Annotated in this window: 8 protein-coding genes; 5 read left to right on the forward strand and 3 right to left on the reverse strand. The window is 68.9% G+C overall.

Annotated elements, in window-relative coordinates:
• Positions 1–6: 6 nt before the first annotated feature.
• Positions 7–690 carry a hypothetical protein gene (locus POL67_RS40840; RefSeq protein ID WP_271926376.1) on the forward strand — a complete coding sequence of 228 codons (684 nt, stop codon included), beginning with the start codon at positions 7–9 and terminating at the stop codon, positions 688–690.
• Here POL67_RS40840 and POL67_RS40845 read toward each other — a convergent pair.
• The gene (locus POL67_RS40845; RefSeq protein ID WP_271926377.1) at positions 687–4,286 is read right to left on the reverse strand and encodes a pilus assembly protein; all 3,600 of its coding nucleotides are present in this window, start codon (positions 4,284–4,286) and stop codon (positions 687–689) included. The two genes, POL67_RS40840 and POL67_RS40845, sit on opposite strands and share 4 nt — an antisense overlap.
• A gap of 256 nt (positions 4,287–4,542) precedes the next feature.
• Between POL67_RS40845 and POL67_RS40850 the strand changes: the two genes are divergently transcribed.
• Genes POL67_RS40850 through POL67_RS40860 form a run of 3 tightly spaced genes read left to right on the forward strand, consistent with a single transcriptional unit; the run spans position 4,543 to position 9,003 of the window.
• Positions 4,543–5,871: an SPFH domain-containing protein gene (locus tag POL67_RS40850; RefSeq protein WP_271926378.1), complete on the forward strand. Its 1,329-nt coding sequence runs from the start codon at positions 4,543–4,545 to the stop codon at positions 5,869–5,871.
• The gene (locus POL67_RS40855) at positions 5,868–7,607 is read left to right on the forward strand and encodes a prolipoprotein diacylglyceryl transferase (protein WP_271926379.1); all 1,740 of its coding nucleotides are present in this window, start codon (positions 5,868–5,870) and stop codon (positions 7,605–7,607) included. The genes POL67_RS40850 and POL67_RS40855 overlap by 4 nt, the downstream gene beginning before the upstream one ends.
• 13 nt (positions 7,608–7,620) lie before the next feature.
• The gene (locus POL67_RS40860) at positions 7,621–9,003 is read left to right on the forward strand and encodes a S28 family serine protease (protein ID WP_271926381.1); all 1,383 of its coding nucleotides are present in this window, start codon (positions 7,621–7,623) and stop codon (positions 9,001–9,003) included.
• Position 9,004: 1 nt separating this feature from the next.
• Here POL67_RS40860 and POL67_RS40865 read toward each other — a convergent pair whose 3' ends face one another.
• The gene (locus POL67_RS40865; protein WP_271926387.1) at positions 9,005–10,342 is read right to left on the reverse strand and encodes a polysaccharide deacetylase family protein; all 1,338 of its coding nucleotides are present in this window, start codon (positions 10,340–10,342) and stop codon (positions 9,005–9,007) included.
• Between the two features lie 53 nt (positions 10,343–10,395).
• On the reverse strand, positions 10,396–12,015 hold the full coding sequence (locus tag POL67_RS40870) for a peptide chain release factor 3 (protein WP_271926392.1): 1,620 nt from the start codon (positions 12,013–12,015) through the stop codon (positions 10,396–10,398).
• A gap of 197 nt (positions 12,016–12,212) precedes the next feature.
• Between POL67_RS40870 and POL67_RS40875 the strand changes: the two genes are divergently transcribed.
• On the forward strand, positions 12,213–13,199 hold the full coding sequence (locus tag POL67_RS40875) for an RpnC/YadD family protein (RefSeq protein ID WP_271926394.1): 987 nt from the start codon (positions 12,213–12,215) through the stop codon (positions 13,197–13,199).
• Positions 13,200–13,205: the final 6 nt, after the last annotated feature.

The following is a 13,205-nucleotide window of genomic DNA, read 5'->3' on the forward strand; positions in this document are numbered from 1 at the left end:
CGAACGATGAGATGCCAGAACTGCCGTCAGGAAGCGCCCACCATCGTGCGAGGCGCTCGCGCGTATTGCACGGCCTGCGGCGCGCCTCGTTCGCTTCTGGAGGACACGCCCGTCAACGTCGCGGGCCAGCCGTCGAAGATCGGCGGCGGCGTGGCGAGCGTGGCCGGCTGGGTGATCCTGATCACGGGCGTCCTCTTGTCGCTCGCGCTCGGGGGGCTGATCTCGCTCGCGAGCGCGACCGTCGCGTGGATCGTCGGCGGGTTCTTGGGCGCCATGAGCGTGCTCTTTGGCCTGCTGTTCATCCTGGGCGGCCGTTTGCTCTGGAAGACGGGCAAGGAGCGCGAGCGCGGGGCGCACGAGCAAGCGGTCTTCGCGGTGGCGCGGCGGAACTCCGGGTCGGTGACGCCCGCCGAGCTCGCGCGGGCCGTGAATGTGAGCGAGGCCGAGGCCGACGCGCTCCTCACGGAAATGGCGAAACGCCCGGACGGGCAGGTCTCGCTGGAGGTCGACGATGACGGGACGCTCCGGTATTACGTGAAAGGCACGGGGAGCGCGCGTATCGGCGCGCCGCGCGTCCGTGTGGGAATGGGCGGAGCGCCGGGGTCTTCGCATGCGGCCGAGGCGGAGGCGCTCGCCGAGGCGGAGATGGGCGAGGAAGAGGCCCACGGGCGGGCCCAGCGGCGGCGTTAATCGAGCACGACGCCCCACGAATCGACCCGCACGGCCCCGCGCGGGCGTGGCAGCGGTTTGGTGAACGTGCGCGTCTTCGAGCCCTCGCTCGCCTGGCCGCCGCGCCCGGTCTGGAACACGAGCTGGAAATCGCCGCCCGTGGAGGGGCCCATCGCCGTGACGGATCCGAGCCAGGGATCGGGCAGGGTCACGGGGGCATAACAGCTCGGCGTTCGCAGGGCGGCGACACCGAAGACGACGGTGCCCGGGGGCTGGTCCTCGAAATAGCTGGTTTGGCCGGGCGCCAAGGCGGGATCTTTCACGTACCGGGGGCAAGGCCACCCGGGCGGCGGGGTCGGGCCGGTTGGGCTGCAAGGGGTGGTCCGGAGGTAATCGACGCCCCATACGGAGCCGTGTCCATCGGAGCAGGCAGCGCCAGGGTTTCCTTCGGGCGTGAAGGTCGCGAAATAGGCGACGCCGTCGAAGAGGGAGATGGGGCCGGTGACGCGGACACCGTTCTCGAAGGGGATGGTCCAGTTGTGGCGGGTCACGAGGCCGGCCTTGGAGGCGTCCTCCAGGATCGAGGTGATACGCGTCCGGACGCCCGCGCTTTTCGTGAACGTCTCCTGATCCCCCGTGGAGAAGAGAATCACGGGGCGGCCGAGTGGATCGACGCTGACGATGGGCGGGGTCTCGACGGGCTGGCGCGCCGAGGCCGTGTCGCCGGGGAGGGAATACGCATCCCAGGCGAGGCGCGCGGACCATTTCGAGGGATCGGGATTGCCGAGGTCGATCCGATAGAGGTTTCCATCGGCATCCCCGACGTACACGCGATCGGCGACCTGCCCGGGCTGGGCCGGGAAAGGGGTCGGGATGCCGGTGACCGGGGAATCGAAGGAAAAGGGGCGAACCCGCGACGGCGCGAGGGCCGGGCCGTCCGAGGGGAAACCGCGAAAGGTCGCGAGGATCTCGCCGGTGTCGAGGCGGGCGATGGTCAAGGAGCGCGCGGGCAGGGCTGCGCCGCTCGAAGCGCTGTGGCATCGCACGGGGAAGGCGCCGAAGGGGGGCTGTAGGGGTTCGTCCGGGGCGACGAGCGAGCCCTGCACGAGGCGCGGGCAGGTGTCGGCGCCGGGCGGGCCGGAAAGGCCGCCCGAGAGCAGCGCGACCGCGACTTCCTCGATATCCCCTTTGCCGTCGTCGATCGCGATCGTGGCGATGGCCGGGCGCGGCGTCTCGGCCCCGAAGAGCGGCGCGCCGGTGTCGTCCGTCGAGAGCTGCCAGAGGAAGCGCGGGTTGTCCGGGTCGGTCACGTCGAGCGCATCATAAAAGCCGCCGCCCATGCCCCCGCCGGCGACGAGAATGGTGCGCCATTGCGTGCTCGCCGCGCCGGCCTGGGCATGGGCGCGGGTGCGGGAGAGGACGACGTCACGGACGACGGGGCTGCCGTCGAGGAGGAAGGCCTGCTGCCGGTAGGTCGGGAGGATGCCGGGCAGGACGTGCGGCGGGAAAAACGACCATACCTCGTTGTTTGCGAGCGTGTCGACGCGCAAGGGATCGGCGGGGTCGTTCGCGGCGACCTTGAAGGCGTGGAGCTGGCCGTCGGTGGTGGCGACGAAGAGCACGGGCGGTCGTTTTTGCGAGGTGGGGTCGGAGGCGAACGCGGCATACGCTTCGTCGCGGAGGAATGCGCGCGGCGGCGTCATGACGGCGGGGACGGCGTGGTAGATGCTGCCGAGCTCGTGGCCGCTGCGTGCATGCGGGACGAGGGGATCGCCGATTTCCCAGCGCATCACGGCCTCGGCGCAGGCGTTTGCCGTGGGGGAAGGGAGCGCGAGGGCTTTGCACGCCTCCGGGAGGGAGACCGCGTCGATCCCGAGCGCGGCGGGCGTGAGGGCGAGGGTTTTCGCGAAATTCGTTCCTTCGAGCAGGCCCGTGGAGACGCCGCCGGCGGAGGCGAGCCCGTCGCTCTTCTGGAGGTGGGGCCGGATGCTGCCGCGGGAGGGAAGGGTTTGCCCCGCAGGATCGGCGAGGACCGTGAAGAAGCGCCGGGCCGGAACACCCGTGGCGAGGTTGGCCTCGAAGTCGTCACCTTTTTGCGGGTCGACGGGGGCGAGGACGGGCACTTCGAGGCCGCCTTGGTTCTCGCACACGTATCGTTTTCGTTCGAGGTTGCCGCTCCAGGGCTCGCCGGGCGGGGCGTCGAAGGAGGTGACGAACTGGTATCCCGCGGCGGACGCGTCTCCCTGGGCGAAAGCGGCGCCGGCGGACGCGAAGACGGGAATCGTGCGGCTCGTGGAGCTCGACGAGACGAAGGCGAGGACGGCGTCGAGGGCCTTGCGGAGCGAAGGTAGGTCCGAGGCGAAATGGGCGCGCTCGGTGCCGCCCTCGTGCGCGATCCGCGCGAGGGTGCAGCAGGCCGCGAGGCTCCCGTCCGCGCCCGCGCAAGGGCCGCTGGCGTCAAGCAGGTCCGCGGGCGCGAGGGACGCGCAATCGACGCCGCCGGCCGCGGAGAGGCCAAAGCCCACGGCGAACGTGGGAATGGGGGTCGCCCCCGTGGCGAGGGCGTGGGCGATTTCCCAGGGCCTTGGGTAAGGGCATTTTCCGTCGCCCACGGCGCAGGCGTCACGCAGGTCGAGGTTGGGCTCGCCGTCGGAGAGGACGAGGATGAATTGCGGTCGGCAGCCACCTGTTTGATAGGGGTCCTCGGCCGGGCCGAGCGGAACGCCGGTCGCGGGGTGTTTCGTGGTGTCATGCAACAAGAAATCACGCGCGTCGGCCAGCATGCCGGCGAGCGGCGTCGCGCCGAAGGGGCGAAGGGCGAGGAGCGTGCGCTGCATGCGCGCGTTCTGCGCCCGGACCTCGGCGATCGGCGCGTCGTACCCGCCAAACCCGACGAGCCCACCTTCCCAGGGCGGAGCGGCCGGGTTTTTCGCGCCGACCTCGAAGGGCTGCTCCGCGCACCCCGCGGGATGGCCGTGGGCCGGCGCGCCGCCGTCGTTCCATCCGAGAAAATAGCTGTACTCTCCCTCCGCGCCCGTGCCCGCGTGGGGGAGCGAATCGAAGGTCATGAGCCCGAAGCGCACGCGATCACGGTAGGTATCGAGCAAGCCGTCCGCGTCTTGACGGAATCCGGGCGCGTCGCAGGGCTTTTGCGGATGGTTCCAGGCGTGCGTGCGGATGGCGTCGTCGGAGACCTCGTACCAGGGCGAGGGCAAGACGCCGGGGCCGTGGGTGCATCCGTTCGAGAGAATGCGATGGAACGGGAGGTGGTAGGACGCGTCCGCGGGCGGGGCGCCGCCGATCGAATACGCGTCGAGGAATGCGGGGGAGCCGCGGTCCTGCGCGAAGCACGAAAAGCCCTGGATCGTGCCCGTCAGGACGGAGACGAGCGTGGCCCACCGATTCATCGGGGTCGTCGTGCCGGGGAGACACGCGGCGCCCGCCTCCTCGGGCCTCCGGCCATCGACCATGTTCTCCATCGATCCGGAGGTGTCGAGGAGCAGGAGGACATTGGGCAGGGGCGGATTCACGTCGACCTGCGCGCGAGCGAGGCCGGTGGCGAGAAAAGAAGCGAGCGCGAGGCCCACCGAGCCCCAAAAAGAAGAAAGCGAGCACATGGGCCCTCCTTCGAATGGCGACTGCAATGGGCATGCCGCTCCGTTCGGAGCTTTGCGACGCGTCATTTTCGCGGATTGCGCTGGAGGAGGCGGATACGAATTGCGCAGCCTCGCAAAAACGTACGTGGGCTGGCTGCCGACATCATTTTGACGCCAGGCGGCAGCGCGCAGGGATTTTCGCGCTCGGGAGGGGCTTGGCGCGCCGTGAGGGCTCTGGTATTCGTGGATCGCCTGGATATCGAGGAAGGGGGCAGTGATGGTGCGGTCGGGGAGGAGCTGGGGGAGGCGCGGCGCGCTGGTGGTCGCCGCGCTGCTCGCGACAGGGTGTGGGGAGGAGGCGCCGCCTTATGATGCGCTTCCGCTGCGAGACGCGCTCCGCGCGGCGCCCGAGGTGATGGCGTCGCTGCCGAAGGAGACGCGTCGTGAGGTGGCGCAACGGCTGGAAGAAGCCGGGATCGCTCCCGTCGAGGAGCGGCTCGTCTTGCCGCCGCGCGACATCCCGACGATCGACGCGCTCGCGAGCGCCGCGGACGAGGAGCGCGAGGAGCAAGGAAAGGACGCGCTCGTGCTCGGCGCGATCGAGCGGGAAGGCGCGGAGCTCCTTCTCGAAGCGCGTGAAGCCAAGGAGGCGGGTGATACGAACGAGGTGCCGCTGAAGATGCGGGGGCGCCCAGGGAACACGACGGCGGCGCTCGAAGCCGCGGCGCTCGAGGGGCGCGCGGGGCGCTGGGTGCGCGACCTCGCGAAACGGTCGGAGGCCAAGGAGATCGTGCGGACGACGGGCCTGCCGATGGGCGCGTGGGCCTTCGACGATACGCTGTACGTGAATGCATCGTGGCTCGTCGCGCTCGCGGCGCTGGAGGAGGAGGGCGCGTCGATCGTGCCCGGCCCCGCGGTCGTGCCGATGCCGGGGTTGCCGGGTTCGAAGCCTTTGTCGGTCGATTTCAATCCGTACAAGCTGCCCGACAGCGTGGAGGAGTGCTCGCTGCAGGTGCAGACGACGTGCGGCTGCGCGGCGAGCGGGTCGTGTGATCACGACGTGACGGATCCGACGTTCGCCGACGCGAATGCCGAGTGCACGTGGGTGAACCAGGCCCAGGCGAACGCGGCGGCGCTCTGCGTGCTCGCGCTGATGAACATCGACGGGGTGCGGGCGTGCGTGGAGTCGGGTGGATCGATCTGCGCGGCGCTGCCCGTGACGACGCGGGACGACGCGCTCGCGTTCCTGGCGAGCGAGAGCTGCATGAGCTTGCTCCAGCAATGCCTCGCGGACGGGAGCCTCTCGGGGGATTCGTCGGGCAGCGGGAGCGGGTCGTCGAGCTGCGGGGGTTGCTCGGGCAGCTCGTGCGGCGGCTGCAACGACGACTGTTCGAAGTGCAACGACAATTGCTCGAAGTGCAATGACAATTGCTCGGACTGCAACCAGAACTGCAAGGACTGCAACAGCAACTGCAAGGGCAGCCAATGCGCTGTCGCGCGGCGGCCTGGGCGTTCTCCCCTGCCCTCGCCGGTCGGAACGGCGTTCTGGTTGTCGCTCCCGGTCGCGTACCTTTATCTCCTGTCGCAACGCAGGAGGCGGCCATGAGGAGCCTCGTCGTGGCATGGCTCGAGCGCCACGGGTTGCCCGGGTGGCTCGCGCCCGATTACATGGTGATGGTGGGGCTCGCGGCGCTGCTCGGCGCTGCGGTGACGCAAAGGCTGTCGCGGCGCGACGGAGCCGACGCAGGGCTCGAAGGGCGGGCGCTCCTCGCGGCGTATGCCGGGGCGCTCGCGGGCGGATACGTCTTCGAATGGCTGCGGGCCCTGCCGGAGGCTCTCCTTTCGGGGTCGCTCGATCCGCTGCTCCACGCGGGGCGCGCGGCGTACGGCGGGCTCTTGATGGGGGCGCTCGCGGCGGCCTGGGTGCTGCGCCGCGGGGGCGCGAAGGCGCTCTCGTTTTTGGATCGGGCGGTGCCGCTGTGCGGGATCTCGTACGGGTTCGTACGGACGGGCTGTTTCCTCGCGGGATGTGATTACGGAAAACCCACGGCGGGCTTCTTCGGGGTGCGGTTCCCGGCCGGGAGCCCGGCGGCGCTGGATCACGCGTCGCTCGGCTGGATCCCACAAGGAGCGCCCAGCCTGCCCGTGCACCCGACGCAGCTTTATGAGGCGGCCGCGGGGCTCGTGGCCGGCGTGGTGGCGTCGCTCTGGCTCCTCGGTCCGCGGCGCGACGGGCGGGCGTTCGGCACGTGGATCGCGCTGTATGCGACGGGGCGGTTTTTCGTGGAAATGCTGCGCGGCGACGCGTCGCGCGGGACGTACGGGCCCTTGAGCTCGGCGCAGCTCGTTTCGATCGTGCTACTCCTCGGCGTGGGCGCGGCCGTGGTGCTCGCGCGGAAGGGCCCGCGGTTGTCGCTGGCCTCGGCGATGCTCGCGGCGGCGGCGCTCGTCGTGCCGGAGGAGGCTACGGCGCAACCGGCGCAACCGGCGAAACCGACGGGACCAGCCACGCAGGCGCCGGCGGGGCAAACGCCCAAGCAGCCAGCGGGGCAAACCCCTCCCGCGGCCGGGCCAAAGGCCGGCGCGGCGGCGCCTTCGAGTGTCCCGCCGGCGCCGCCCGTGCAGCAGGCGCAGCCTTATCCGCCGCCTCCACAGGGTGGTACAGCGTATCCGTATCCGCCGCCGCCGCAGGGCGCGGCGCCGTACCCCTATCCCTACCCGTATCCGCCGCCTGCACAGGGCGCGGCGCCGTATCCGTACCCGTATCCCTACCCCTACCCGCCGCCTCCGCAGGGCGGAACGCCGCCGACGGGCGTGAAATCGGTGCCGGCGGAGGAGCTTCCGCCGGAGGAGAAGCCCGCGGATCCGCAGAAGGAGTACAACAAACTCCGCTTCGGCATCGGCCTCGCGGGCGGTGGGTATTTCGCGCCGGGCAGGTTCGCGGTGAAGGACGGCGCGCTCGTCGACCTGGAAGCCACGTACCGCATCGCCACGGGGTCGCGGCAGCGCTTCGAGATCGGCCTCGAAGGGCGCTTCGTGGGGACGAACGACGCGACGCAATGGGGGATCGCCGTCCCGATCCGGTTCGTCGCGGGCCTCGGCAGGTACTCGGAGATCGAGTTCACGACGATGCCGTTCTACTCGCGCGTGGTCTTCGACTCGGCCTACTTCGAGCCAGCAAACGGGTTCGGCGCGCGCTTCCAGCTCGGCTTTGGCTTCCCGCTCACCTCGCATTTCGCCATCGGATTCACCCCCCTCGGCTTCGGGATCATGGGGTCCGGCAGCGTCAACGCGCTGTTCACGTACGAGCCGCGGTTCTGGGTGAAGGTCGCGCCGTTCTGATCTGAGGAAACCGATGATGTCTCGATTCATGCGGGGCGCCTTGCGCCTCGTATCACCGTTCGCCTTCGTTCTCCTCCCCGCTTGCTCGGACGAGCCCGCCACCACGCCGCCGACGGAGACCGATATCTTCGACCGGTTGCAGGCCATCCCGGGGATGGTGGTGACGGAGGAGAACTCGGGGGTCGAGGGGTATCGTTATTTCGTGATGGAGTACGAGCAACCGGCGGATCACGGCGCCGAGGGCGGGCCGGTCTTCCGGCAGCGCTTGCTCCTGCACCACAGGGACGAGGCCGCGCCGTTCGTGCTCGGGACGTCGGGGTACAACGTCAATCCCACGCGGCAAAGGCTGCGGGAGCCGGCCAGTTTTCTCCAGGCGAACCAGCTCTTCGTGGAGCAACGGTTCTTCACGCCCTCAAGGCCGGAGCCGGCCGATTGGTCGCTCCTGACGATCGAGCAAGCCGCGGCGGATCATCATCGTATCGTGGAGGTGCTGAAGCCCATCTACACGGGCAAATGGATCTCGTCCGGCGCGAGCAAAGGCGGGATGACGTCCGTGTACCACCGGCGGTTTTTCCCGGACGACGTCGACGGGACGGTCGCGTACGTCGCGCCGCACAGCTTCGGCACGAAGGACGCGCGGTACCTCGATTTCGTGGCGTCGCTCGGGAGCTCGACCTGTCAGGACGCGTTGCAGTATTTCCAGCGGGAGGTGCTTTTGCGGCGTCCGGCGATGCTCGCGCGGATCGACGAGCAGGCGACGATGGTCGGGCTCACGTACGACCTGCTCGGCCGGGAGAAGGCGCTCGAAGTGGCCACGCTGGAACTCGTTTTCACGTTCTGGCAGTATTACGACGAGAGCGTTTGTCCCGAGGTAGGCGCCGAGCCGCCGACGGACGACGATGTATGGACGTTCCTCGACGAGATCGCCTCGCCGAGCCTCTGGTCGGACGAGGAGTTCCTCACGTACGAGCCTTATTACTGGCAAGCGGCCACCGAGCTCGGGTTCCCGGCGGTCGAGGAGTCGCACGTCGCGGATCTGTTGCAGTTCCCCGGGATCGACACGGCGGAGACGTTCCTCACGCCGGGCAAGACGCCGGTCTTCGACGCGTCGGCGATGCAGGACATTTCCACCTGGATCTCGGCGGAGGGAGAGAGGCTTTTGTTCGTGTACGGGGAGACCGATCCGTACACGGCGGCGGCCTTCGAGCTCGGCAATGCGAAGGACAGCTACCGGTTCCTCGCGCCGGGGCTGAACCATTCGGCGTTGATCGTCGATCTCGTGGAGCCGGATCGCGCGAAAGCGCTCGATGCGCTGGAAGCGTGGACGGGCGTCACGCCGGTCCTGCCGCCGGAGACGGCGATCCGGGCGCGGAGGACGCGGCGCGATCCCGATTGAGTCACCAGATCTTCGTGGCGTCGGTCATGTTGATGTAGATGACCGGGCCCTCGAACTTCGAGGCGAGGAACTGATCGGTGTACGTGAAGAGCTCGTCGAGGCGCTCGAACTCGTTCGGGGAGTAATACTCCGTGGTCGCGGGGTGGAAGCCCGTCGAGACCTGCGTGGGCGCGGGGAGCCCGCCGCCGCTCCAGTTCGCGTCGAAGATGGTTTTGATCTCCTCGACGGCCCAGTAATCGACCATGCAGCCGTTGTCCGGGACTTCGAGCAGGCCCAGCGCGGGGCCCTTGCCGCCGGCGACGATGCTGTCCTCCGTCGGACGATAAGGCTGGCTCGTGTCGCCGATCGTCGCCCATTGCGCTTTGTTGAAATCGTAGATGTCGTAGCCGAACCACTCGTCCATGAGCTTCCAGTTGTTCGCGGAGGAGTCGACGAGGAAGCCCGTGTCGACGAGGGCCTGCGCGACGTGCGTCTCGAGGGTCCAGGCGCCGGCGCGGAAGGAGGTGGGCTTGCCGAAGCCGACCTGGTTCCAGATCTCGTTGGCCTTGCCGAACAGGGTGTTCCATTCCTCGCGGCTGTAGGCCCCGAGGCGCACGGTGTAGCCGGTGGGATCACCGGCCGGATAGGCGACCGAGGGCGAGGTTTTGCAAGCCACCCCCGCGGCTTCGATGAAGTTGCAATAGGGGTGGATGTGGAGGCCGATTTCGTCGCCGTACGTATCGCGCATGCCCTGGGCCCAGCTCACGATGTGGTCTCGGCGCTGCTGGGGGACGGCCGGATCCGTGAACGTATACGGGCCGAGGAGGTGCGTGATCTTGAGCTCGGGGTGCGCCGTGTGGAGCTCGGTGTGATGGTCGAGGACGCGGTCGTCGACGTCGGAAAAATCCCAGTCGGTCGAGATGACCATGTAAAGGGCGTGCCCCTTGACGAATTCGGCGCGAAAAAAGGCCTCCTTCGAGCCACGCACGGAGAGCATGAGGCCGTGGGTCCCAACCGGGAGCTCGAGCGTCGGGATCTCGCCCTCCGACTGGTTGTCGTCGGCGTTGAAGACGAGCGGGACCGGCTCCGCGGCGCCGTCGATCCAGGCGTCAATGAAGACGACGTCCTTGGGGGCCGCGACCTGGATCACGAACGCCTTCGTGGGATTGGTGAGGCCGTCGCCGGCGAGGACGTAGCGCGGGACGCCGGTCACGGTGAACGCGGGGTCGTTCTCCGCGGGCGGATTGGGCCGAACGGGGGCGATGACGAGGGGTGCTTCGCCCCCGTCCGGGCCGCAGGCAGGCGCCGCGAGGAGGGAGAGGGCCGTGAGGAGAAGGTAGGAGGAAGATCGGAAGCGCATGATCCCTTGTATCATGCGCCCGTCGCGCCCCGAAGGGCGTCCTCGGGGTGCGCTCAGTCCGCTGAGGGCAATTTGAGCGCGCCCGCGCCGAGCTCGACGAAGCGGGTCTTCGGAAAGGCCTTCGCGCAGGTCTCGAGCTGCCAGTCGCCCTTGAAAAGGACGACGTGCTGGCCGTGCACGTCGAGCGCGCCATAGCCGTAGAGCTGCGATTCGAGCTCCGCGAGCGGCACGGGCTCGCCCTCGACCCAGCGGGCGAGGTTCCACGAGAGGCGCTCGATACGCACGTCCGCGCCGTATTCGTTGAGGAGGCGGTGCTTGACGACGTCGAACTGGAGCTCGCCGACGGCGCCGAGGATGGCCTCGCCCTCGCGGCCCTCCGGCGGCCGGAAGAGCTGCACGCTGCCCTCCTGCGCGAGCTGCTCGAGGCCCTTCTTGAGCTGCTTGCGTTTCATCGGGTCGACCATCACCACGCGGCCGAAATGCTCGGGCGGGAACTGCGGGAGCGGCGCATACTTGACGTTCGTGCCGTCCGTGAGGGTATCGCCGATGAGGAAGATGCCCGGATCAAAGACGCCGATGATGTCGCCCGCGAACCCGTCGTCGACGACGGTGCGCTCCTGCGCGAGGAATTGCACCGGGTTCGTGAGGCGAATGTCGCGATCGAGCCGGACGTGGCGGACCTTCATGCCACGCTCGTACCGGCCGGAGCAGACACGGACGAACGCAATGCGGTCGCGGTGGGCGCGATCCATGTTCGCCTGGATCTTGAAGACGAACGCAGTGAATCGCTCGTCGTCCGGGGTGATCGCGCCTTTGTCGCTCGCGCGCGCGGCGGGCGCGGGCATCATCTCCACGAAGGAGTCGAGGAGCTGCGGGAGGCCGAAATTCGTCAATGCGCTGCCGAAGAACATGGGCGTGACCTCGCCGCGCGCGAGCTTGCCCGTGTCGAGCGCGTCGCCGGCCGCGTCGAGGAGCTCGACGTCCTCGCGGAGCTGCTTGACACCTTCCTCTTCCACAGCCTGTTCGAGGTCGGGCGCGTAAAGGTCGTGCGCCTGCATGGGCGCCATCTCGGCGCCGTGCGCGACCTGCTGAAAGAGAAACACCTGCCGCAGGAGGCGGTGATACACGCCCTTGAATTGGCCGCGGACGGTGATCGGCCAGGTGATCGGGTAAACGCCGATGCCAAGGACCTCCTCGACCTCGCCGATGAGCTCGAACGGATCACGGCCGGGCCGGTCCATCTTGTTGACGAAGCTGAAGATGGGCATCGAGCGCAGCTTGCAGACGCGGAAGAGCTTCTTCGTCTGCGCCTCGACGCCCTTGGCCGAGTCGAGGAGCATGATGGCCGCGTCGGTGGCCATGAGCGCGCGGTAGGTGTCCTCGCTGAAGTCGGCGTGGCCGGGGGTGTCGACGAGCGAGAGCAAGCGGCCCTTGTACGGGAACTGGAGGACGCTCGACTGGATGGAGATGCCGCGCTCGCGCTCCATCTCCAGGTAGTCGCTGACGGCGTGCGCGCGCGCGCGCTTGGCCTTGACCGCGCCCGCGAGCTGGATGGCCCCGCCGTAGAGCAGGAGCTTCTCGGTGAGCGTGGTCTTGCCCGCGTCGGGGTGGGAGATGATGGCGAAGGTCTTGCGGCGAGCGATCTCGCGCTGGAGGAGTTGAGGGTCGGACACGGCGGCGCGCGCACCTTAGCACCGGTTCCGCCCCGGGCTACGCTCGCGAGGGCTCGCAGCCGGGACCGAAGGGCCGCTTCGACGCGTCCCTGGCGGCCGCCAGGCGGAAAAACGGGGGCGCCACCCCCCCGAAGGCCAAGGTCCGCGGCCATCGAAGGGGGTTTTGTCCTGGCACGAGGGTCGCTCAGGTCCGCCGCGTGGAAGCGACCGAGCGAAGAGCAGGGCGAGCCCCGACGGGGGACGACATCGACCTGATCCTGCGCCACGTCTCGCGGAAGCTGCCCCACGCGGTCGCGCGGGCAATGCTCGATTGCGAGGGTCCTGTCGAGCCTTTGGAATGGGTCGATACGCAGGTGACGTCACGACAGCGGCGGCTCGATCGAGCGCTGCTGGTGAAGTCGGCCGAGGGAAAACGCCTGCTGCACGTGGAATGGGCGAGAGCCATGACGCGGGACGTGTCGTGGCGCATGTTCGAATACAACACGCTGACGGCGCTGGCGCTGGGGAGCGAGACGCGCGCGCGGCGCGGGACGAAGCCGGAGGAGGGGCCGCCGCGCATCGAGAGCGTGCTCGTGCTCCTGGCTGGCCGCGACGAACCCTGGCCCGAGGAGGGCGTGTACCGGACCTCGCCGGAGGATCGGCCCTTTTCCGGGGTCTCGTTCCGCGTGGAGCCCGTGTACCAGCGGACCGTGGCCGAGCTCGTGCGACGAGCCAGCGAACAGGGAAGTCCGTTCTGGTTGATCTTCGCGCCCCTCACGAGGGACGTGGACGCGGACAAACTTGCGCAAGTCATGGAGATTTTGCGCGCGCAGAGCTCCCCCGCAGAGTTCGAAGAGCTCTGCGCCGCCATGGCCGTCCTCGCGGAGACAAACCGGCGTGTGAAAGGGCTGAAGGATGTGGTAGTCTCTGCGGGGTCCGGGAGGTTGGTCGTGCAAAACTGGATCTTCAGAGAAGGACGTAAGGAAGGGCGCAAAGAGGGACGCAAGCAGGGACGCCTGGAAGGGCGCCTCGAAACCCTCGCCCACCAGTTCGAACGGCGCCTCGGGCGCCCGTTGACCATGTCCGAGCGACAAACCTTGGAGAACCGACTCGCGAAGCTCGGCGCAGGACGGGTCGGGGACGTGGTGCTCGATCGGTCGCCGGAGGAGCTCGCGCGCTGGCTCGCGCCGCGCGCCGAGGGATAGAACCGA

The sequence above is a fragment of the Polyangium mundeleinium genome, from assembly GCF_028369105.1.
GTDB lineage: Bacteria > Myxococcota_A > Polyangia > Polyangiales > Polyangiaceae > Polyangium > Polyangium mundeleinium.